6 protein-coding genes (1 of these 6 running past the window's edge) are annotated in these 24,775 nt (G+C 48.6%); all 6 read right to left on the bottom strand.

Features of this window, described 5'->3' with window-relative positions:
- Tightly spaced (each overlapping or abutting the next), the 6 genes in view from HC643_RS02100 to HC643_RS02075 form a layout consistent with a single transcriptional unit that may run on beyond the window.
- Positions 1 to 8,216, bottom strand: the 5' portion of a protein-coding gene (locus HC643_RS02100) for a non-ribosomal peptide synthase/polyketide synthase (RefSeq protein WP_167844606.1). It extends 4,297 nt beyond the left edge of the window; 8,216 of the gene's 12,513 nt are visible here — the first part of the coding sequence; it begins with the start codon at positions 8,214 to 8,216; the stop codon falls past the left edge of the window.
- Positions 8,213 to 12,853, bottom strand: a complete 4,641-nt coding sequence (locus HC643_RS02095; protein ID WP_038071988.1) for a type I polyketide synthase — start codon at positions 12,851 to 12,853, stop codon at positions 8,213 to 8,215. The genes HC643_RS02100 and HC643_RS02095 overlap by 4 nt, the downstream gene beginning before the upstream one ends.
- Entirely contained in the window at positions 12,846 to 16,313 is a 3,468-nt protein-coding gene (locus HC643_RS02090) for a non-ribosomal peptide synthetase (RefSeq protein WP_167844605.1), read from the bottom strand. The genes HC643_RS02095 and HC643_RS02090 overlap by 8 nt, the downstream gene beginning before the upstream one ends.
- Positions 16,310 to 16,465: a beta-ketoacyl synthase N-terminal-like domain-containing protein gene (locus tag HC643_RS02085; RefSeq protein ID WP_137986076.1), complete on the bottom strand. Its 156-nt coding sequence runs from the start codon at positions 16,463 to 16,465 to the stop codon at positions 16,310 to 16,312. The genes HC643_RS02090 and HC643_RS02085 overlap by 4 nt, the downstream gene beginning before the upstream one ends.
- Positions 16,458 to 19,889, bottom strand: coding sequence for a non-ribosomal peptide synthetase (locus HC643_RS02080; RefSeq protein ID WP_167844604.1), 3,432 nt, complete (start codon positions 19,887 to 19,889; stop codon positions 16,458 to 16,460). Before HC643_RS02080 ends, HC643_RS02085 begins: the two co-directional genes overlap by 8 nt.
- On the bottom strand, positions 19,886 to 24,775 hold the full coding sequence (locus tag HC643_RS02075; protein ID WP_038071985.1) for a type I polyketide synthase: 4,890 nt from the start codon (positions 24,773 to 24,775) through the stop codon (positions 19,886 to 19,888). Before HC643_RS02075 ends, HC643_RS02080 begins: the two co-directional genes overlap by 4 nt.

Raw genomic sequence — 24,775 nt, 5'->3', positions numbered from 1 at the left:
GAATAAATCTCTAGTGGTAGTTTCACTTGCCGGAATACCACCTGTAGCGGCTGCTCGGAGTGCTCCCATGTGAAAGCAGTTCGCAAAACTACGTGTCGTTCTACGACTTGCTGCCATGCGGCAATGAATGCCCCTACATCCAGACCTCCTATAAAAGTACAGCTAAATTGCTGGCAATACACCCCTGAAGAAGGTGTATAAAGGGTATGGAACAGCATCCCCTGCTGCACTGAGGATAATGGATAGAGATCGGCAATCGGTTTCTTATTTTTGGTTATCCCTTGTGTATACAAAACATTGCTCAACAATTTGTCAAGTTCAATGTTATTTAGTTGTACGAGTGGAAAATCAGTAGGAGTATAACCGCCAGCCTCAGGAGCCAAGCAATGATTTATCAGCCCGCGCAAGGCTTGCAAAAACTCGTGTGCGATCCGCTCGATGGTGCTGGAGTGGTGTAAGTTCTGACTGTAGGTCCAATCCACGCGCAACTGAGAGTCAAAGATAATGCTATTGACCTCAAGCAGATGAGTGCGGTGATTCAGGGGACTGCGGCTCGGACCAGTTGATTCGTTGGCAAGTTGGAAAATCTCACTTGTCTGTAGCACCGAGTCAAATTGACCCAAATGGTTGAAGACGATTTCGGCTGGTCTTTGGGCAGAGAGTTGGGCGATAGTTTCTTGGTCATCAAGGAGATAGCGCAACCAGCCATAGCTTATCCCTTGATTCGGGATGCGACGAAGTTGTTCTTTGATTGACTTTAAAGTCTCCCCTGGATGGTCACAGGTGTGATGCAATACCACTGGAAAGATGGTGGTAAACCATCCCACCGTGCGCGAGATATTAATATTTTCCAAAATCTCTTCGCGTCCGTGTCCTTCGAGGTCGAACAGCACGTGGGTGGATTGCATCCAATGAGCTAACACCTGCACCAAGGCAGCAAGCAACACATCGTTGATTTGGGTGTTGTAAGCTTGTGGCACTTCTTGGAGTAATGCACGGGTTTCTTCAACTGACAGCGACATCGACACTGTACGTGCGGATGCTTCGGTGTTTGCACCGCCTGGAGAGTCAACTGGCATGTTTGCCACTGGTTGGTGTGATTGCACCAGCCAAAAATCGCACTGGCGTTGCAGGTTTTGCGATCGCACGTACTCCCACTGCAATTGCGCCCAATCTTTGAAGGATGTGGTTTTGGCAGGCAGTTGTATCGCCCTACCCGCACTTAGTTGCCTGTAGGCGAGTTGCAAATCTTCTAATAAAATCCGCCATGACACCCCATCCACTGCCAAGTGGTGAACGACCACCAACACTCTTGAGTTTAACTCCTCGCCGAGATTGAACCACGCCACTTGCAGCAGTGGTCCGCTTGCTAAATTTAAACTCCCTTGGAGTTCGGCGGCTTTTGCTTCAATCGCTGCTTGTTGTTGCGCTTGTGAAAGTGCAGATAAATCCACAACTGTAAACGGTACAGCAGCCTCAACTCCTGCATTGATTTGTTGCCAACCAGAATCGGTTTTCTCAAAACGCAAGCGCAAGGCATCATGATGCACTAACAACTCCCGCACCACTTGCTCTAAAAGATGTGGCTGTATACCCTGTGGCATTTCTAGCAGTACTGCTTGGTTCCAGTATGCCGATACGGCAAAATTCTCAAGGAAGAACCACTGCTGAATCGGTGTCAGTGGCAATGTGCCGCTCACCACACCTTGTTGTGCCGTAATTGCCTCAGTTGTGTCGGCGACTGCTGCCAACTCAGCAATCGTTTGATACTCAAACATCTGCTTGGCACTCAGTTGCACCCCTGCACTACTGGCTTTGGCAATGATTTGCAGACTGAGAATCGAATCACCACCGAGTTCAAAGAAGTTGTCATGGATTCCCACTGACTCAAGACCCAACACCGTTGCCCAAATGTTTGCCAGTGTTTCTTCGATTGGTGTTCTCGGCGCAACAAAGCGGTTCGAGAGTTCGGGTTGCCAAGATGGTTTGGGTAGTGCTTTGCGGTCTAATTTACCATTGGGTGTAAGTGGTAGGGCATCAAGTACTACAAACGCACTTGGTACCATGTATTCTGGCAACTTTTGTTTGAGGAACGCTCGCAACTCGCTGATTGTGGGTGCGGGTTGCTGATTTGCCACCAAGTATGCCACCAACCGCGTCGCCCCTACCATCTCTTGTGTGGCGATGACCACAACTTGTCGCACGTTTGGATGTTGGCTCAGTACCGCCTCAATTTCTCCCAACTCGATGCGGAAGCCGCGCACTTTCACCTGATGGTCGATGCGCCCGATGTATTCGATGTTGCCATCGGCTCGGTAGCGAACTAAATCTCCCGTTCTGTAAAGCCGTTGACTCGATTTATCCGCAGCAAAGGGGTTGGGAACAAATTTTTCTGCCGTCAATTCCGGACGGTTGAGGTAGCCCCGTGCTAAACCTTCACCCGCAATGTACAACTCTCCCGCCACACCGATTGGTACTGGTTGCATCTGGGCATCAAGTATATACACTTGCGTGTTGGCGATCGCTCTGCCAATGCTGGGTGTCCCAGTTGCGCCTTTTTCTACCAAGGCAAATGTCGAGTAAGTGGTGTCTTCCGATGGTCCGTAGAGATTGAATACCTGTTGGATGGTTTGCTGCTCGTAAATCTTCTGCACGAGTTGATTTTGCAGCGCCTCACCCGCCAAGTTCACCGTTTGTACAGTGGCTGGTATGCCGTTCATTCTCTGTAGTTCGGCGATCGCACTCGGTACGGTGTTGATTAAGGTCACCTCATCAGATGCAGCTAAATTGGGTAGATGCAAAGCATTTTGGGCTAACACAATCTTGCCACCGCAACTCAGGGGCACAAACAACTCGAACACCGAAAGGTCAAAGCAAATTGAGGTAGAAGCCAGAACCCCCGCACACTGCTGTGGCGTAAACACTTCTTGCGCCCATTGTACCAAGGTGACCGGGCTGTGGTGGCAGATGGCCACTCCCTTGGGGTTACCTGTAGAGCCAGAAGTGTAGATGACGTATGCTAAGTTGTCTGGTGTGACTGAGGTGGCACAATTGTCCGGGCTGTATTGGGCAATCTCCGACCAGTCGGTATCCAAAGCTACCACACGGGCTTGGTGTGCGGGTAACTTCGCGAGCAATTGCGCTTGTGTCAGTAGCACCGACACCTGCGAATCCGACAGCATGTAACTCAAGCGTCCACTCGGGTATGCTGGGTCTAGAGGCACGTAAGCCCCACCTGCCTTGAGTATGCCCAGCAATCCTACCACCATGTCTACTGAGCGCTCGACACACACCCCCACAAACACTTCCGGTCCCACGCCCAATGAGAGTAAATAGTGTGCCAATTGATTGGCTTTTGCGTTCAGTTCGCTGTAGGTGAGCCGTTGCTCTTCATATACCAGTGCCTCCGCATTCGGTGTTCTCTCAACTTGCTGCTCAAACAAAGCGTGCAGACACACATTTTGGGGGTAAACCGCTTCGGTTTTGTTCCATTCCACCAAATACTGGTGCAGTTGCCTCGCTCCTAGCAGTGGTAGTTCTGATAGCTTTTGGTCCGCATTGGCAACGACTGCTTCTAGTAAAGTCTGATAGTGCTCTACCATCCGCGCAATGGTACTAGCATCAAACAAATCAGTGTTGTATTCGATCGCCCCCATCAATCCGGCATTTGTATTCTCCAGAAACAGAGTTAAATCAAACTTAGCTGTGGAGCTTTCAATTGCCAAGCTCGCCAAGGTTAAATCAGCCAGTTCCAACTCAGGCATCGGCGCATTTTGCAGCACAAACATCACTTGAAATAGTGGTGTATAGCTTAAAGAACGCTCTGGCTGCAATTGCTCGACTAACTGTTCAAAGGGTAAGTCTTGATGGGCGTAAGCACCAAGGGCAACTTCCCGCACTCGTGATAGTAAATCGCTAAAACTGGGGTTACCAGATAAATTGCTACGCAGCACTAGGGTGTTGACAAATAAACCGATTAACTCCTCGGTTTCTTTGCGATTGCGGTTGGCAATCGGCGTACCCACGCAGATGTCAGTCTGTCCGCTGTAGCGGTAAAGCAATGTTTGAAACGCTGCTAAGAGGGTCATAAACAGCGTCACCTCTTGCTTCTGGCTCAAGACAACTAGCTTCTCACTCAGTTGTTGAGAGAGTAAGAATCTTTCAGTTGCTCCAGTGTAAGTTTGAATTGCAGGTCGCGATCGGTCGGTTGGTAATTCCAACAGCGATGGAGCACCCGCAAGTTGTTGCTGCCAGTATTCTAACTGCTTTGCCAGTACCTCTCCCTGCAACCACTGCTGCTGCCACAGGGTAAAGTCGGCATACTGAATCGGTAGCTCGGGCAATGCAATAGGTAGCTCGTTGCAAATAGCTTGGTAGACTGTTGCTAACTCACGCACCAGCACGCCCATTGACCACGCATCCGAAACTATGTGGTGCATCACCAGTAGCAGGACGTGTTCTGTGGGTTGAAACTGGAACAAACTAGCCCGCACTAACAAATCGGTTGCTAAGTCAAACGGACGCACTGCGTCTACTGCTATCAATTGCTGACAAGTGATTTCGCCATCGGTGGCATCCATCTGCTGCAAGTCTACTACTCTCAGTGAGAGCGGCATACTGCTAGCAATAACCTGCATGGGTTGCCCATCTACCCGAACAAAGTTGGTTCGCAAGGCTTCGTGGCGGCTGATGATGTAATTGAGGCTCTGCTCCAGTGCTATTATATTGAGTTGACCTTGAAAACGTACAGCTACTGGAATATTATAAAAGCCGCTTTCTGGTTCAAACTGCTGTAGAAACCACAAGCGCTGTTGGGCGAATGACACTGGCATTTCCATCTGCCGTGGCACTCTCACGATAGGGAGAGTTTGTTGAGATGGTTCGCTTTGCTGGGCAGTGGCAATGGACTCAGCTAGGGTAGCGACAGTCGGTAACTCAAACAAGCTACGCAATGGTAACTCCACTGCAAAAGTACTTTGCACCCGTGACATCAGTTGCGTTGCCAGTAAGGAATGTCCTCCCAAGGTAAAAAAGTTGTCATGAATACCCACGCGATCGAGTTGCAGCAGGGAAGCCCAAATGCTGGCTAGCATTTCTTCAATGGGTGTTCTGGGAGCAACGAAGTCCTGCGATACTTGAGATTGTCCAGAGGGGTCTGGTAGTGCTTTACGGTCAACTTTGCCATTGGGTGTGAGTGGAAAGGCATCGAGCACCACAAAATAAGACGGCACCATGTACTCGGGTAGTTGCTGTTTGAGGAAGGAGCGCAACTCACTCACGACTGGTGTTGTCTGAGTCTGGGGTACTAGGTAGCCAACCAAGCGCTTGTCGCCCCCAATCTCTTTGGCAATGACAACAGCTTGTTGTACAGTTGGGTACTGGCTTAGAAGTGCTTCAATTTCACCCAATTCAATGCGGAAACCGCGCACTTTCACCTGATGGTCAATGCGTCCGATGTATTCAATGGTACCATTGCTTTTGTAGCGAACTAAGTCCCCAGTTTTGTAGAGCCTTTCACCGGGCTGGTTGCTAAAGGGGTTGGGAATGAACTTTTCAGCTGTCAACTCAGGGCGGCTGAGATAGCCCCGCGCCAAGCCATCACCACCAATGTGCAATTCCCCAGCCACACCCACCGGGACTGGTTGTAAATTGGCATCCAGGATGTAGAATTGGGTGTTGGCGATCGCTCTGCCGATGGACACCGCGCCAAAATCGGGCTGCACCTGAGAAACGGCTGACCAAATGGTGGTCTCCGTTGGACCGTACATATTCCACAAGCTATCGGCACGCTCAAGCAATTGTGCTGCGAGTTCGCGATCGAGAGCTTCACCACCACAAAGGATTTTCAATTGGGGATTGCCAAGGAAGCCTGCTTGCATGAGGGCTCGCCAAGTGGCTGGAGTGCCTTGCATAATTGTAGCGCTGGATGTTCCCAGAGCCGCAGTGCTGCGACCGCCATCGGCAATCAAATCGCAGGTAAGCACAACCCGTGCGCCTTTGCTTAATGGTAAGAACAACTCCAACGCCGCAATATCAAAGGTAATGGTTGTCACTGCTACCAGTACATCTTCTGATACTATCCCCGGTTGAGCCGACATTGAGTTTAAAAAGTTCACTACCGCCCTGTGGGGAATTTGCACTCCTTTAGGTCGTCCGGTAGAACCACTCGTGTAAATGGCATACGCTAAATTATCGGCGCAAACATGAGTGTTGGGGTTGGATGAACTTTGAGAGTTCGGCCAAAATGTGTCTAAGTAAACAACGCTCCCGTGCATCTCTGGCAGAAGCTCTGCTACCGCCTGTTGAGTCAGTACGATTGAAGCACGAGAGTCTTCCAGGATGTACGCCAATCGCTCTGGTGGGTAAATGGGGTCGAGGGGGACATAGGCCCCACCGGCTTTGAGAATTGCCACCAGTCCCACTAACATCTCGATTGAGCGTTCGACACAAATGGCAACCAGCACTTCCGGTCCGACACCCAACTGGAGTAGGTGATGTGCGAGTTGATTGGCTTTGGCGTTTAACTGAGTGTAGGTGAGTTGTTTATCTTCAAACACCACTGCCACAGCATCGGGTGTTTTCTGAACTTGTTGCTCAAACAAAGAGTGCAAACACAATTGTTTGGGGTAGTTTGCTTGAGTATCGTTCCACTCCACTAGCATCTGGTGTTGTTCGCGATCGCCAAGCAGTGGGAGTTCCGATAGTTTCTGATGGGGATTAGCAACTACTGCCTCGAGTAGAGTTTGATAGTGCTCTACCATCCGCGCAATGGTAGTGGCATCAAACAAGTCGGTGTTGTATTCAACAACCCCCATCAATCCAGCGCTTGTGTTCTCCAGAACTAGAGTCAAATCAAACTTGGCTGTGGAGCTTTCAGCTGGTAATAGGCTTCCTTTTAAGCCAGGAAATTGCAACTCTGATAGCGCCGCTTGCAGAGTAAACATCACTTGGAACAGTGGCGTGTGGCTTAAAGAACGCTCTGGCTGCAATTGCTCGACCAACTGCTCAAAGGGCAAGTCCTGATGGGCATAAGCACCAAGGGCAACTTCTCGTACTTGCGACAGTAAATCGCTAAAACTGGGGTTACCAGATAAATTACTCCGCAGCACTAAAGTGTTGGCAAATAACCCAATTAACCCCTCGATTTCGTTACGATTGCGGTTGGCAATCGGCGTACCTACACAAATGTCGGTCTGCCCACTATAGCGATACAGCAATGATTGAAACGCCGCCAAGAGCGTCATGAACAGCGTCGCTCCTTGTTTCTGACTCAAAGCAGCCAGCGTCTCGCTCAGTTCTTTTGAGAGTGAGAATTTTTCAATTGCCCCTCTGTAAGTTTGAATGGCAGGTCGCGGTCGGTCTGTAGGCAGTTCCAACAAAGCGGGAACACCTGCCAGTTGTTCTTTCCAGTATACTAGCTGCTTTGTTAGTACCTCCTCCTGCAACCATTGCTGCTGCCAATGAGCAAAATCGGCATACTGAATCGGCAATTCTGGCAGCGCGAGTGGTAGATCGTTGCACTTAGCGTGGTAAACTGCTGCTAGCTCGCGTACCAGTACGCTCATTGACCACCAATCTGATACGATATGGTGCATCACCAGTAGCAAGATATGTTCTGTCTCTGTCAGCTTGAACAAACTCGCCCGCAACAACGTGTTATTTACAAGGTCAAACGGTTGCGCGACTTCTTCGATTCTCAACTGTTGGCAAGTGCTTTCTCGCTCAGTGGGATGTAGCTGTTGTAAGTCTATGACTGCTAATTCTACAGTCTTGCTGTTGGCGATCGCCTGTATCGGTTGCCCATCTACTCCTATAAAGTTGGTACGTAGAACTTCATGGCGGTTGATGATGTAATTGAGACTGCTTTCAAGGGCAGCGATGTTGTGGAGACGACCTTCAAAACGCACAGCCGCCGCAATGTTGTAAAAGCCACTATTAACTTCTAACTGCTGTAAGAACCACAAACGTTGTTGGGCAAAGGACAGAGGCAGCTTTCCTGCTCGTGAAACGGAGGAAATCGGAGGGAGAGGGGCACTTGAGGTCTGGTTCGCCTTTTGCAGAAACGCGAGGATTTCTGCTTTGCGCTCTTGTAACTGAAGGCGCAGGGATGGGGACAATGTTCCTTCGGGGGCGCTACACCGCAAGCGTTCGCCATCAACCCACAGTTTTATATCCAAACTGCATAAGTAAGACAAAAATTCCTCGATAGTTTTCATAACTCTATCTCCTCTCTGTTGTCTGCTGTATCGTTGGGAAGAGCATGTATTTGTTGTACTATCGAACGAATCTTATCAATGCGCTCTGCCAGTCCTGCTACACTAGACTCCTCAAACAAGCTGTTTAAGGGTAACTCAACTTGGAAAGTTTCACGCATCCTAGAAATGAGTTGAGTCGCTAGCAAGGAATGCCCCCCTAATTCAAAGAAGTTATCGTAAACGCCTACTTGCTCAATTCCAAGTAATTGTTGCCAGATGTTGGCAATGGTTTGCTCGAGTTCATTGCGAGGAGCAACGTAAGCATTACTGAGTTCGGGTCTTGGATGTGATGGTCTTGATGAGATTGTATTCTCTGAAGGTTCCAAGAAATCTTTTGGAGTGTTTTCCCAGGCTTCCCGAAGGTGCAAATCTCGGGGACATATCACAACTTGGGACAATTGAGTTCCTAAAATGCGGCTAAAGGCATCTACACCTTCAGCGGGCAATATCGCTAGCTTCAGCATTTCATTACGCAATTTCTGGAGTACGTCGGGTAGCGAGACGTTGACTGCCATACCTACTTCTTGCCATGTATCCCAATTAGTACATACGGTAAAATTGTCACCTTGGGAATTCTTGTAGTGAGTAAAGGCGTCAAGAAAGGCATTTGCACTAGTATAGTCTACCTGACCAAATCCTCCGATGATTGAAGTAATTGATGATGTGAGAACAAAAAAATCTAAAGGAGTATCTTTAAAGATTGAATCGAGAACTAAAGTGCCTTTCACTTTGGGTGCTAGGATTTTCTCTACACTATCTCGAGTTTTGCCTATAATTGCGCCACCGCCTGGAACTCCTGCGGCATGGAGCACTCCATGAATCTGACCAAATCGCGCCTTTGCCTTTGCAATAGCTTCTTGCATTTGTTGAAGATTACTGACATCTGCGGCGATCGCCAAAACTTCAGCACCCAGTTCTTCCAGTTTCCGAACTTTCCGAATCTTTAAACTCACGCTATCCTCAGCCTCATGACTATCAAGCCATTGTTCCCACTCCTCTGTGGGGGGTAAAGCCGATCGCCCGATAAGGATGAGTTTGGCCTGTGCGGTTGTCGCCAAATATTCCGCCAGCACAAGTCCAATGCCCCCAAGTCCACCCGTAATCAGATAGACTCCTCCTTTCCTGAACCCTGGTGTCGCTTCGTTAGGCTTATCTAACTGAACTGGCTCAAAGGTTTGTACCCAACGGTGAGAACCGCGATAAGCAATAACCCGGTCACTGAATTGAGTTTGTAGCTCGTGCAGCAACTGGTCTATCAGTTTTTCCTCTTGCCAACTTCTTTGTGGAGCGCTCGCAATATCAATACTGCAACAGCTTATATTTGGGTATTCTTGCGCTATCACCTTAACCGGTCCAAGTAGAGTTGCTTTCTCCGGACACAGCGCCTCAACGCCCGTAACTTCCTGCATATTGTTGGAAACAACAGCAATTCGTAGCTTCTCACTGACAGTCTGTTGCCCGAGAGCTTGTGCTAGAAACAGCAGACTGTAAAATCCTAAATCTTGAGATTTGTCAATCGATTCGGGCCCTGATTCTGCTTCACCCTCCGACGTGACATTCCATAAATGAACAATTGTTTGTGGCGTTTTTCCTTGGGTGCGTAGTTCATTAAGCAGGGCATTGTAGTTATTTTCTTCTCTGGGGTTTAAGGTATATACATCGTCCCTCAGCTTGATAAATTCCGACCCTACCTTTACCGTAATGACATTTTGTCCCTCAAGTTCGAGTTTTTTCACAAGTTGAGAACCCAAGCCACACTCATCAATAAACACGAGTGTATTGGACTGAACTGGTCTCTCATCTAGTTTACGGGTGCTAAGCGGAGAGCGTTTCCAGGAAGGAATGTAAAACCAATCAGCAATTGGCTTTTTATCTGGTATGGATGTTGAAGACAACATTTCGACATCGGTCTTGACAACATCTGCTTGTTTTCGGGGTTCAATCCAGTAACGCTGACGCTCAAAAGGATACGTTGGCAAGGGGAGGCGATGACGCTGCTCGCTGGCATAAAATCCCGACCAATCCACCTGTACGCCTGCAAGCCAAAGCTTTCCTAATGTACTCAGCACGAAAGCAACATCCGATTGGCGATCTTGGGGATGGCGTAAGGAAGTCAACACGACTTGCTGAACTGCCTTATTTGGATGCTGTCTGACTAAGGTACTTAATGTGCGTCCGGGACCGACCTCCAGCAGAATCTGCTCTGATTCATGTAATAACTGTTGGACACCTTCGGCAAAGCGTACTGTAGAGCGTAAATGCTTTGCCCAATACTCTGGATTTGTTGCTTCTGCGGCAGTAATCCAAGTCCCCGTGACGTTGGATATATATGGAATTTGTGGGGGTGTTAAGCTGACTTTTTTGACCCGTTCAGTGAAGGACTCAAGTATGGGATCCATCATTTTTGAATGGAAGGCATGGGAGGTATGCAGGCGACGGCACTCTACTCCTTGTTCTGCTAACTGCTTCTCTAATGCCTCTACAGCCTCGAAGGTACCTGCAACCACGCAAAAGCTGGGTCCGTTGACTGCAGCTAAGGAAAGTTCCTTGCCCAAGAGAGTTTGCACCTTCTTTTCTGGCAGGGGAACCGAAAGCATTGCCCCTGCGGGCAGTTGTTGCATCAAATGTCCCCGTGCAGCAACTAACGCTAGGGCATCTTCCAAGGAGAAAACACCCGCCAAACATGCAGCAACGTATTCACCGATGCTATGACCGATCGCTGCCTGAGGGCGCACTCCCCATTCCATCCACAATTGTGCTAGGGCGTACTCAATGACAAAGAGCGCTGGTTGTGCGATCGCTGTCCGTCTGATTTGCTCTGTAGCAACTGCGGTGAGTTCTTCCCTTGGGAACAGCACATCGCGCAGGTCTAATCCCAGGTGAGGCTTGAGGAGTTCCGCGCAAGTATCTACCCGATCGCGAAATGTCGGTTCGGTCTGGTAAAGTTCTCGACCCATATTAACATACTGCGCTCCCTGCCCCGAAAACATAAATACCACGGGTCGGGCTTTGGGTTCTATAAAGCTCGTCAGAACTTGTTTTGGATCTATGGGATTCAGTGCGCTCGCTGCTTCGTTAATATCTTGACACACCAGCATCCGTCGATGCTCGAAAGCACGGCGACCGATGCTTTGGGTGTAGGCAACATCAGCAAGGTTAACTTCGGGATGCTCTTTTAGGTGTTCGGCTAGATTGACAGTTGCGCGAGCGAGTGCAGAATCAGTTTTGGCGGAGAGAACCAACAGCTGCCAAGGTCTGGATTCTCCAGAAGACTTAAGAGTAGGGGCTTCTTCTAGGATGACATGGGCATTAGTACCTCCGATACCAAAAGAACTGACCCCAGCCCGACGCTTAGTTCCGTTGGTTTTCCATTCTCGCAGAGTCGTATTGACGAAGAAAGGACTATTGGCAAAATCAATCTTGGGATTGGGCTTTTCAAAATGCAGGCTTGGTGGTATTGCTTTGTTTTTAAGTGCCATGACTGTCTTAATGAGACCGGCTACACCAGCAGCTGTATCTAAGTGTCCAATATTTGTTTTCACCGAACCGATGGCACAGAAGCCCTTCTTTTGGGTTGTGCCACTAAAAGCTTGTGTTAGGGCGGTGATTTCAATTGGGTCTCCCAAAACTGTTCCGGTTCCGTGGGCTTCTACGTAAGTAATTGTTTCTGCTTCAATCCCAGCTATAGCCTGAGCTTCCGATATCACGGCTGCTTGACCTTCCACGCTGGGGGCGGTATAACCAACTTTTAACGAACCGTCGTTGTTGATAGCCGCTCCCCTGATGACGGCATGGATGTTGTCTCCATCAGCAAGGGCATCTGATAGGCGCTTGAGAAGCACAATTCCGACACCGTTGCCACCAATAGTTCCCTGAGAGCGGGCATCAAAGGCTCGGCAGTGTCCATCTGGAGACAGAATCATGCCTTCTTGGTACAGATAACCTGTTTTTTGTGTTATGCCAACAGAAACTCCACCAGCCAATACCATATCACATTGGTAATTCAGCAAGCTCTGGCACCCCATTTGAACAGCCACTAATGAAGTAGAGCAGGCAGTGCTGACGTTAACGCTGGGTCCGGTGAGGTTGAGTTTGTAGGAAACTCGCGTAGGTACAAAATCTTTATCATTACTGATGAAAACTTGATATGTGCCTACGGATTCGATTTTATCGCGGTTTGAGATGAGGTTATAGAGTAAGTAACTATTTAGACCAGCACCCGCATAAACACCAATCTGACCGTCATATATTTCAGGGTCATAACCAGCATTTTCCAAAACCTCCCAAGCACACTCTAGAAACAGGCGGTGTTGGGGGTCCATAACTTCCGCTTCTCTGGGTGTAAACCCGAAGAATGACGCATCAAACATCTCTACGTCTTCTAACAAACCATTTGCTTTGACATAGTTTTGATGATTTAATAATGCCCGGTCTATGCCTGCAGCTTCTAATTCCTCATCAGTAAAAAATGAAATGGACTCAACACCGTCGCGTAGATTCTGCCAAAACTCATTAACGTTCTTGGCTCCGGGAAAACGACCAGCAATGCCAACGATCGCGATCGCATCCATTCCCTCGTGTGTTTCCCAGTTATCCATTGTTCTTCTTCCTTTGTTTCATCAGTGGTTGTCGTTTCAGAGCTTCTATTTGCTTGCTAGCACGATCGTTGAGTTTCTGTCTTGCAGGTGTTGCCCCATTCTGCTCCTGTCCGAGATATTGCGCCAAAGTACTTATAGTTGGATATTTAAATAAGTCAACTACCGAAATTTCTTTGTTAATGTTGCCAAGTAATTTTTGATTGAGTTTGCTATGAACTTGAACGACCAGAAGTGAATGACCGCCGAGTTCAAAGAAGTTGTCGTTCACACCGACTTTTTCCAGATTCAGCACCTCTTGCCAGACATGAGTGAGAATTCGTTCCACTTCGTTTCGCGGTGCAACGTATGCTTGGGCCTCTATTCGGGTTTGGTCGGGGGTAGGCAGGGCTTTACGGTCAACTTTGCCATTGGGTGTGAGCGGAAAGGCATCAAGTACCACAAAATAAGATGGCACCATGTACTCGGGCAGTTGTTGTTTGAGGAAGGAGCGCAGCTCACTCACAACTGGTGTTGCCTCACTCTGGGCTAGCAGATAAGCAACTAAGCGCTTGTCCCCTGCAATGTCTTTAGCTATGACAACGGCTTGTTCTACAGTTGGGTGCTGACCTAAGATTGCCTCAATTTCGGCTAATTCAATCCGGAAACCGCGCACTTTTACCTGATGGTCAATTCGTCCGATGTACTCAATGTTACCATTACTCTTGTAGCGGACTAAATCTCCGGTTTTGTACAAGCGAGAACTCGCATCACCAAAGGGGTTGGGAATGAACTTTTCGGCTGTCAACTCAGGGCGGCTGAGGTAGCCCCGCGCCAAGCCATCACCACCAATGTGCAATTCCCCAGCCACACCCACTGGCACTGGTTGTAAATTGGCATCCAGGATGTAGAATTGGGTGTTGGCGATCGCTCTGCCGATGGACACCGCGCCAGAATCAGGTTGCACCTGAGACACCGCTGACCAAATGGTGGTCTCCGTTGGACCGTACATATTCCACAAACTATCTGCACGCTCGAGCAATTGTGCTGCGAGTTCGCGATCGAGAGCTTCACCGCCACAAAGGATTTTCAATTGGGGATTGCCCACAAAACCTGCTTGCATGAGGGCTCGCCAAGTGGCTGGAGTGCCTTGCATAACTGTAGCGCTGGATGTTCCCAAGGCAGCAGTGCTTTGACCGCCATCAGCAATCAAATCGCGGGTGAGAACGAGGCGTGCGCCCCTGCTCAATGGTAAGAACAACTCCAACGCCGCAATATCAAAGGTAATGGTCGTCACTGCTACCAGTACATCTTCTGATACTATCCCCGGTTGAGCCGACATTGAGTTTAAGAAATTCACCACCGCCCGGTGAGGAATTTGCACTCCTTTGGGTCGTCCGGTGGAGCCACTGGTGTAAATGGCATACGCTAAATTATCGGCGCAAACATGAGTGTTGGGGTTGGATGAACTTTGGTGAATCGGCAAATCTTTGTCTAAGTAGACAATATGGCCGTGTATCTCAGGCAGAAGATTTGCTACCGTCTGCTGACTCAGCAGTACTTTGGCACCTGAGTTTTCCAAAATATAGGCCAATCGCTCTGGTGGGTAAATGGGGTCGAGGGGGACATAGGCCCCACCGGCTTTGAGAATTGCCAACAGTCCCACTAACATCTCGATTGAGCGTTCGACACAAATGGCGACCAACACTTCCGGTCCGACACCCAACTGGAGTAGGTGATGTGCGAGTTGATTGGCTTTGGCGTTTAACTGAGTGTAGGTGAGTTGTTCATTTTCAAACACCACTGCCACAGCGTCTGGTGTTTTTTCAACTTGTTGTTCAAACAACTGATGCAAACACAATTGTTTGGGGTAGTTTGCTTGAGTATCGTTCCACTCCACTAGTATCTGGCGTTGTTCGCGATCGCTTAGCAGTGGGAGTTCTGATATCTTCTGATGGGGATTAGCAACCACCGCCTCGAGTAGAGTTAGATAGTGCTCTGCCATCCGCGCAATGGTAGTAGCATCAAACAAGTCAGTGTTGTAATCAAGAAAGCCGCTCAATCCAACATCTGTATTTTCACTGAATCCTTGGGCAGTGTTCTTTAAGGTGAGGTTCAAATCAAACTTGGCAGTTGAGCTTTCAAGTTCCAATGGCGAGAGCGTTAAGTTGGGAAGTTGCAACACTTGCATTGGTGTATTGTGGAGCACAAACATCACTTGGAAAAGTGGTGTGTGGCTTAAAGAACGCTCTGGCTGCAATTGTTCCACCAACTGCTCAAAGGGCAGGTCTTGATGGGCGTAAGCACCAAGGGCAACTGAGCGCACTTGCAAGAGGAAATCAACAAAACTGGGATTGCCAGACAAATTGCCCCGCAGCACTAGAGTGTTGAGGAATAACCCGAATAACCCCTCTGTTTCGGCACGATTGCGGTTAGCTATTGGTGTACCCACACAAATGTCAGTCTGACCGCTATAGCGATACAGCAATATTTGAAATGCTGCTAAAAGCGTCATGAACAGTGTCACGCCCTGTCGCTGACTTAGGGCAGTTAGCGCTTCACATAACTCTTGAGAAAGTTTAAATTTCTCAGTCGCCCCCTTATATGTTTGAATAGCGGGTCGCGGTCTATCGGTGGGCATTTCCAACAAAGCGGGAGCACCTGCGAGTTTTTCCTTCCAGTATCCCACCTGCTTTGTCAGTTCCTCTCCCTGCAACCACTGTCGCTGCCAAACAGCAAAGTCAGCATACTGAATCGGCAACTTTGGTAGGGCGATGGGTACATTGTTATACGCAGCTTGATAGATTGCTGCTAACTCGTTTACCAATACCCCCATTGACCACCAATCTGAAACCATATGGTGCATCATCAGTAGCAGAACGTGTTCTGTCTCTGTCAGCTTGAACAAACTCGCCCGCACCAGTGAGTCAGTTGTCAAGTCAAAAGGTTGTGCGGCTTCTTCAAGGATTAATTGGCGGCAGGTGCTTTCTCGCTGTGTTGGCTCTAAGTGTTGCAAGTCTACAGTTGCCAGGGTTATGGTCTTGCTGTCAGCAATAACTTGTATCGGTTGCCCATCTACTACAACAAAGTTGGTACGTAGGACTTCGTGGCGGCTGATGATGTGATTGAGACTGTATTCTAGAGCAGTGACATTGAGGTTCCCCTGAAAACGGACTTGCACGTGAATGTTGTAAAAGCCACTCTCAGGCTCTAATTGCTGCAGGAACCACAAGCGTTGTTGGGCAAAGGACAGTGGTAGTTTGAGCGATCGCGAAACGGGCTGAATTGTCGCTAGAGCGGAACTTGAGGTCAGACTAGCTTTTTGTAAAAACGCGAGAATTTCTACTTTGCGCTCTTGTAACTGAAGGCGCAGAGACGGTGTGAGTATTCCCTCAGGGGCGCTACACCGCAGACGGTCGCCATCCACCCACAGCTTTACATCTAATGTGCAGAGGTCAGACAAAAACTCCTCAATAGTTTTCATAGCTGTATCTCCTCTTGTTCACCGACTGATGAAATGAACTCAACACCGTCGCGCAGATTCTGCCAAAACTCATCAACGTTTTTGGCTCCTGGAAAACGACCAGCAATGCTGGCGAGCACTTCCATTTCATCATTGGTTTCCTGGTTATCCATTGTTCTTCTTCCTTTGTTTCATCAGTGGTTGTCGTTTCAGAGCTTCTATTTGCTTGCTGGCGCGGTCATTGATTTTCTGCCTTGCAGGTGTTGCCCCATTTTGCTCCTGTCGGAGATATTGCGCCAAGGTACTTATAGTTGGATATTTAAATAAGTCAACTACTGAGATTTCTTTGTTAATGTTTCCAAGTAACTTTTGATTGAGTTTGCTATGGACTTGAACGACCAGAAGTGAATGACCGCCGAGTTCAAAGAAGTTGTCGTTTACACCGACTCTTTCGAGATTCAGCACCTCTTGCCAGACATGGCTGAGAATTCGCTCCACCTCGTTTCGCGGTGCAACGTATGCTTGGGCCTCTATTCGGGTTTGGTCGGGGGTAGGCAGGGCTTTACGGTCAACTTTGCCATTGGGTGTGAGCGGAAAGGCATCGAGCACCATAAAATAAGACGGCACCATGTACTCGGGCAGTTGCTGTTTGAGGAAGGAGCGCAACTCACTAAGGGCTGGTGTTGTCTGAGCCTGGGGTACTAAGTAAGCAACCAAGCGCTTGTCCCCTGCAATGTCTTTAGCTATGACAACGGTATGTTGTACAGTTGGGTGCTGGCTCAGGAGTGCTTCAATTTCGGCTAATTCAATGCGGAAACCGCGCACTTTCACCTGATGGTCAATACGTCCGATATACTCAATATTACCATCTTTTAGGTAGCGAACTAAATCTCCAGTTTTGTAGAGCCTTTCACCGGGCTTTTTGCTAAAGGGGTTGGGAATGAACTTTTCGGCTGTCAATTCAGGGCGGCTGAGATAGCCCCGCGCCAAGCCATCACCGCCAATGTGCAATTCCCCAGCCACACCCACTGGTACTGGTTGTAAATTGACATCGAGGATGTAGAATTGGGTGTTGGCGATCGCTCTGCCGATGGACACCGCGCCAGAATCGGGCTGCACCTGAGAAACGGCTGACCAAATGGTGGTCTCCGTTGGACCGTACATATTCCACAAGCTATCGGCACGCTCGAGCAATTGTGCTGCGAGTTCGCGATCGAGAGCTTCACCACCACAAAGGATTTTCAATTGAGGATTGCCAAGGAAGCCTGCTTGCATGAGGGCTCGCCAAGTGGCTGGAGTGCCTTGCATAACTGTAGCGCTGGATGTTCCCAAAGCCGCAGTGCTTTGACCGCCATCGGCAATCAAATCGCGGGTGAGGACGACCCATGCGCCCCTACTCAATGGTAGGAACAACTCCAACGCTGCAATATCAAAGGTAATGGTCGTCACCGCTACCAGTACATCTTCTGACCCTATCCCCGGTTGAGCCGACATTGAGTTTAAAAAGTTCACTACCGCCCTGTGGGGAATTTGCACTCCTTTAGGTCGTCCGGTGGAGCCACTGGTGTAGATGGCATACGCTAAATTATCGGCGCAAACATGAGTGTTGGGGTTGGATGAACTTTGGTGAATTGGCCAATCTGTGTCTAAGTAGACAACATGCCCGTGTGTCTCTGGCAGAAGCTCTGCTACCGCCTGCTGAGCGAGCAGTACTTTGGCACCCGAGTCTTCCAGGATGTACGCCAATCGCTCTGGTGGGTAAATGGGGTCGAGGGGGACATAGGCCCCACCGGCTTTAAGAATTGCCACCAGTCCTACTAACATCTCGATTGAGCGTTCGACACAAATGGCGACCAACACTTCCGGTCCGACACCCAACTGGAGTAGGTGATGTGCGAGTTGGTTAGCTTTGGCGTTTAACTGAGTGTAGGTGAGTTGTTCATTTTCAAACACCACGGCTACAGCGTCTGGTGTTTTTTCAACTTGTTGCTCAAACAAAGAGTGCAAACACAATTGTTTGGGGTAGTCTAGTTGAGTATCGTTCCACTCCACCAGTATCTGGTGTTTTTCTTTGGCAGTAAGCAGTGGGAGTTCTGATATCTTCTGATGGGGATTAGCAACCACCGCCTCAAGTAGAGTTTGATAGTGCTCTACCATCCGCGCAATGGTAGCTGCGTCAAACAGGTCAGTATTGTATTCCAGATAACCAATCAATCCAGTGCCTGTGTTCTCTAGTGATAAAGTCAAATCAAACTTGGCTGTCAAGCTTTCGATGGGAAACGGAGACAGCGTTAAGCCTGGAAGTTGCAACTGTGACGTTGGCGCAACGAGAAGCACAAACATCACTTGGAAAAGTGGTGCATAACTTAAAGAACGCTCTGGCTGCAATTGTTCCACCAACTGCTCAAAGGGCAGGTCTTGATGGGCGTAGGCGTCAAGTGCAACTTGACGCACTTGTGACAGTAAATCGCTAAAACTTGGGTTAGCAGACAAATCGCTCCGCAGCACTAAAGTGTTGAGGAATAACCCAATTAACCCCTCGATTTCTTTACCATTGCGGTTGCCAATGGGTGTGCCAACGCAGATATCAGTCTGGTTGCTGTAGCGATAGAGTAAAGTTTGAAACGCTGCCAGTAACATCATGAACAGCGTCACACCCTGTTGCTGACTCAGTACCGCTAACGCCGATCTCAGTTCTTTTGTAAGCGCAAATTTCTCGGTTTTCCCCCGGTAAGTTTGAATCGCAGGTCGCGGTCGGTCGGTGGGCAGTTCCAATAAAGCAGTCGCACCCGCCAGTTTTTCCTTCCAGTATGCTAGCTGCTTTGCCAGTTCCTCCCGCTGCAACCACTGCTGCTGCCATATAGCAAAATCAGCATATTGAACCGACAACTTTGGTAGTGCAATTGGCTTTTGACTGCATACAGCTTGATAGGCTGCTGCTATCTCACGGATAAGTACGCCCATTGACCAACCATCTGATACTATGTGATGGATAACCAGTAGCAAAATGTGTTCTGTCTCTGTCAGCTTGAACAAACTAGCCCGCACCAATGGGTCAGTTGCCAAGTCAAATGGGCGTTGGGTTTCTTCTACGGCTAGTTGCTGGCAATAGCTTTCTCGTTCGCTTTCCGATCGCAAATCCACAACAGTGAGTTTCAAGGAAAGTCTGGGGTGGATGACTTGAAAGGGTTGCCCGTTTACCTGAATAAAGTTAGTACGTAGGGTTTCGTGACGGCTGATGATGTAATTGAAACTGTATTCTAGAGCAGTGACATCGAGGGTCCCTACAAAACGCATAGCCGCAGGAAGGTTGTAAAAGCTAGTATTCACATCTAACTGCTGTAGAAACCACATACGCTGTTGGGCAAAGGACAGCGGTATATGCCCGTTCCGTTCCATAGGGCGCAGGCTAATGGTTTGAGCAGTTTCGGTGCCCTTTTGCAGCAGCAGTATAATTTTTTCCTTAAAACGCTTAATATCGTTTAATAATTCTGGGGTTAATACATCTTGAGGACCTCGATAGCGCAGTTTACCACCATCGACCCACAATTCTACATTCTTTGCCGAAAGCTCTTGTAAAAACTCAACTAAATTCATAATTCCCCCTCTATCCAATTGTCCTGGCTTAATTTAGTTGCTGATGCAAGAGATGCAAAGGAGGTAGAACCATCTTCTATTGGTAGTTTAATAAGTTCTAATTCATTTTCTAAGGAAGAAGGGGGTGCTGGCGGTGTTGTGTTTGCTATGGCTAATTCCTGCAGTAATAGTTCTGCCAGTTGCATAATGCTGGAGCCATCAATGATTTTTTCTACAGGAGCATTCACCTCAAGGTCGGTTGCGATCGCATTTTTGAGTTGAACAGCCATTAAAGAATCAAGACCTAATTCCAGCAAGCTTTGGTGCGGATTTAAAACTAACGATTCGTCAAACCCCAACACTTTAGTTATTTGCTCTTGTAAATAAACTACCAACAGATGCAAGCGCTCGTCACTTTGAGCTTGCAACAATCGCGGTAAGATATCGGAATGTCGCACTGACGGCTGCTGTTGCCCTTTCTGCGATTGTCCTGCAAGCAGTTCTAGGAGTGGGCGTTTTCCCCTGGCTTCATATACCTCTTTGAACAAACTCCAATCGATATTAGCCACCGTTGTCTGAACAGACCCCTCTGCCATTAGGTATTCCAAAGCAGCGATCGCATTCTCCGGCTGCAAGCCGCTTACACCCATTCGAGACATCCACCTCTGGAATTCCTCTACGACCATACCACCATCAGCCCAAGGACCCCAATTCACAGTTAATCCAGGCAATCCGAGTCCTTGACGGTGATGGGCCAACACATCAAGGAAGTGGTTTGCCGCTGCGTAGTGCGCCTGTCCCTTGGAACCCCACACTGATGCAATGGAGGAGAAGTTGACGAAAAAGTCCAATTTCATGTCCTGCGTCAGTTGATGCAGTATCCATGTCCCCAACACTTTAGGACGCACCACTGATTCAAAGGTATCCGAATCCATATCTTTGATGGGTTTGTAACCAGAAACCCCCGCAGCATGAACAATTCCTCGGAGAGGTGGCATGGATGCGTTCATTGTTGCAAGCAGTTTCACCACATCCGCTTCATCAGACACATCTGCTTGAGCAACGAAAACCTTGGCTCCAAGTTGTTCGAGTTGCCTGAGGGTTGATTGCACTGCATCTGAAGCCGCACTTCGTCCAACCAAAACCAACTGTCTCGCCCCCTGAGACACCATCCAACGAGCTACTCTCAGTCCCAAAGCACCCAAACCCCCGGTAATTAGGTAAGTGCTATCTGAGGAAAGCTCCACTTGTTTGAATTTTGATATTTCTTTAAGTATTAACCGAGGAACATACCGTTTGCGCTCGCGAAAGGCGATATGGTCTTCACCAAGAGAATTCTCAATTTCTGCTAACAGTTGTGTTGCTTCATCACCAGTGGATTCCGGTGCTAAATCAAACATTCCGCCCCAGAGTTCGGGATATTCCAGGGCAATAACTTTACCCAGTCCCCATAATGGAGCTTGAGCAACGGCCAAGGTAACATCGCCTTTGACTGGTATCGCTCCCCGAGTCACCAACCACAATTGGCATGAAGCTAACTCATTGTACTGGCTCAGGGTTTGCACCAGATGCAATACGTTAAGGCAACCAAGGTTTTGAGCCGACTCAAGAGTTGGGATAGTCAGGGCATTTGGTGGCATTGCTTCTAAACTCCACAGATGGACTATTCCCTTTAACGGTGGCAATTCAGCCCTTAAAACCTCTTGAAACAGACGCTCAAAGTCCTTAGGGCTGGTGGGGTTGATGCTCCAAATTCCCGGTTTTAAGTTTTGATAGGCTTTTCCATTGTAAACTAGAATACAACTCTGTCCGTGCTGTTGTAAAAGTTCTCCCAGTGCTTGTCCGACACCGCTAGCATCGGCAAAAACCACCCAGGTTCCTGGTGCCTGTCTTTGGGTGTTCTGTTGCACCGTCTGCTGCGGCATCTGCTGCCACTCTATTTCGTAGAGCCAATCTTTGATAGCGGTAGTTTGTATTTCTTGTTGGTGTTGCTTAACCAAAACTTCTAGCATCTGGGGCAGTATTTTCATCTGCTCTTGTGAGAACTTACCTGCCGTCTCCAGCTGCTTTGTTAACTGTGCTATGTTTCCTTGCTGCAGAAGGTTAACAATAGAGGTTTGGATTGTCTGTTGAGATGATAATTCTGTTTGTTGATGCTCGCTCTCAGCCTTTTGCACCCAATAGCGCTGTCGTTGGAAGGGATAGGTGGGCAACATTACACGCCGACGCTCGTAGCCCCGGTCGAAGCCAGACCAGTCTACCTCTGCTCCGCGCACGTATAGTTCTCCCAAACTCTGGAGTAATACCCGCCAATCTTCTTGTCCCGGACGTAATGAAGGCAGCCAAGCTCCTATCTTATCTGGCAAACAGTTGCGCCCCATCCCCAACAATGTTGGTTTTGGTCCTATCTCCACAAATACCTCATATCCCTCTGCGTGAAGTGCTTTGAGACTTTTGCCAAATTGTACCGGACAGCGCAAATGGAGACACCAGTAATCAGACGATATTTCCTGTGGAGTCAGTCGCTCTCCTGTGAGATTGGAGATAATGGTCAATTGAGGAGCACCATAGGTGACTTGTTCAGCTACTTCACGGAATTCAGCCAGTATCGGTTCCATCAGTGGTGAGTGGAAGGCGTGGGATGTTTGTAGCTTTTTAGTCGATATTCCTGCTGCTTGTAAGTCAGCACAAATTGCTTGAATTGCTTGTGTGTCGCCGGAAATTACCGTGTTGGAATCTCCATTAAAAGCAGCAAATGATACTTTTCTAGTATATATATCAATAAATTTACTTATATAAGCTTCATCAGAAAACACTGCCACCATTTCACCACCTGGAGGTAGAGTCTGCATCAGGCGGCTTCTGTTGGCAATCAGTTTTAAGCCATCCTCCAAACTCAAGACTCCCGCTACAGTGGCGGCAACGTATTCCCCGACACTATGACCCATGACAGCATCAGGGTGAATTCCCCAGGATTGCCACAATTGCACCAACGCATACTCTATGGCAAATAGAGCGGGTTGAGTGTAAGCGGTTTGGTTAATTGGTGAAGTCTGACCTGGTTCCGGGTAAAGAACCGATAGCAAAGGCTTTTCCAGATAGGAACGCAAAATTTCATCGCAGCGATCGATGGCGGCGCGGAAGACGGGCGCAGTTTCGTAGAGTTGGCGTCCCATACCCACATATTGAGACCCCTGACCCGTGAAGAGAAAGGCTATCTTCGGTAAACTGTTGCTTTGTCCCTGAAATACCTCTGCTGTTGTCTGTCCGGCAGAGAAATTCGCTAGCTTTTCACGCAACTGTGCTCCAGAAGAGGCAACTACACTCAACCGATGGGGAAAATGAGTTCGACCTGCATTAGCGGTATAGCAAATGTCTCCTATGTCTGCAGATGGATTGACAGCTAGGTAATTATTATAGCGAAGTGCTAATTGCTTGAGGGCAACTTCAGTCTTTGCCGATAGTGTCAGCAGATGCACCGGGCGTTCTACTTCCGCTCTCACAGTCTCTAGTATCGGTGGCTCTTCCAACACAATATGGGCATTCGTACCGCCCATACCAAAAGAACTGACTCCAGCCAACCGCCGCTTTTCTCCTGAAAACCAAGGTATTGATGAGGTTGGTACCACCACTGGTAGTTCATCCCAGTTGATGTAAGGATTGGGCTGTTTAAAGTGCGGGTGTGGTGGAATTTCGTTGTGTTGGAAAGAAAGCACTACCTTCATTAAACCAGCAACTCCTGCTGCTGGTTCTAGGTGACCGATGTTGGTTTTTACCGAACCAATTATCAGAGGGTTGTCTTGACGACCTTTGCCAAAGATAGCCCCTAAACTTTCCACTTCAATGGGGTCACCCAGTGCCGTTCCCGTGCCGTGAGTTTCTACATAACTCACTTGGGAAGGTTCTACCTTAGCATTCTCCAGAGCCTTAAGAATGAGTTTTTGCTGAGCCAATCCATTGGGAACTGTTAGACCACTGCTAGGACCATCGTGGTTGATTGCTGAACCTCGAATCACAGCTAAGATGTTATCTTTGTTGGCGATCGCATCCGAGAGGCGTTTGAGCACCACCACTCCGCAGCCCTCACCCCGACCAAAGCCATCAGCAGCAGCATCAAAAGTCTTGCATCGACCGTCTGGGGAAAGAGCGCGTGCTTTAGAGAGAAAAATGGTGGTTTCTGGCGATAATATTAACTGCACGCCGCCTGCTAACGCCAAATTGCATTCTCCTGCACGCAGGCTCTGACAAGCCAAATGAACGGCGACTAAGGAAGAAGAGCAAGCGGTATCAATCGCCATGTTGGGACCCTGTAGCCCCAGAACGTAGGACAACCGACCAGAGGCAAAGCAAAAACCATTTCCAGTGCCGGTGTAAGCGTCGATGCGTGTGGGGTCACCCAACTTTATTTGCAATTGGGCGTAGTCATTTTGTCCAATGCCCACAAAAATGCCAGTTTGACTGCTACTTAACTGGTTTGATGGCTGTGCGGCATTTTCCAAAGCTTCCCAGCTCACCTCTAGTAGCAGGCGCTGCTGGGGGTCTAAGCTGACTGCTTCCCGAGGGGAAATCCCAAAGAACAAGGGATCGAACTGGTCTACCTCATTTAAAAAACCCGCAGTCCGAGTGTACATTTTCCCCAGTGCATCGGGGTTTGGATCGTAATAATCGTTAATGTTCCACCTCTGGGCTGGTACCTCAGAGATGGTGTCTGCACCTTCATGCAATAGCTGCCAGAATCTCTCCGGGTCATTCGCTCCCCCAGGAAAGCGACAACTCATGCCGATAATAGCAATTGGCTCTGTTTTTGCATTCTCAATCTCAGTAAGTTTGGATTTTAACTTCTGCACTACAAAAAGCGATTGTTGCAGTGCAGAGAGTTGACTGGTATCTGACGGCAACTGACTCAT

Origin of the sequence: Tolypothrix bouteillei VB521301 (genome assembly GCF_000760695.4) — a bacterium.
GTDB classification, from domain to species: Bacteria; Cyanobacteriota; Cyanobacteriia; order Cyanobacteriales; family Nostocaceae; genus Scytonema; species Scytonema bouteillei_A.
The sequence above is the reverse complement of the archived record's forward strand: the minus strand, read 5'-3'. Positions and strand labels throughout refer to the sequence as shown.